The sequence below is a fragment of the Muribaculum sp. NM65_B17 genome (genome assembly GCF_004793735.1).
GTDB lineage: Bacteria > Bacteroidota > Bacteroidia > Bacteroidales > Muribaculaceae > Muribaculum > Muribaculum gordoncarteri.
In genome coordinates this window covers 1-314 of sequence record NZ_SRYY01000030.1, presented here as the reverse complement: position 1 = coordinate 314, position 314 = coordinate 1, and the positions used below count along the sequence as shown (strand labels likewise).

The window sequence follows — 314 nt, the reverse complement described above, 5'->3', positions numbered from 1 at the left end:
CGTAACAAGGTAGCCGTACCGGAAGGTGCGGCTGGAACACCTCCTTTCTGGAGCGGAGCGCGAGCTCGGTTCCCTGGAAGCAACGGAGGCTAACGCACGACCGAGTGGACAATCCTTCGGTACTGCTTCGTCTATTGTTTTATATAACGCATTATCCTCCTTGACGGAGGTTGAAGTGCAGTCCCTTAGCTCAGTTGGTTAGAGCGCTACACTGATAATGTAGAGGTCGGCAGTTCAACTCTGCCAGGGACTACGATAAAGGAAGAGGACATTGACATGCTGGAAGCGATTCTGAGAATTCAGAATCAAGATAC

At 51.0% G+C, this 314-nt stretch carries 1 tRNA gene; it reads left to right on the top strand.

Features of this window, described 5'->3' with window-relative positions:
• Window positions 1-179 precede the first annotated feature (179 nt).
• Window positions 180-253, top strand: a tRNA-Ile gene (locus E5354_RS14120).
• The last annotated feature ends 61 nt before the right edge of the window (window positions 254-314 follow it).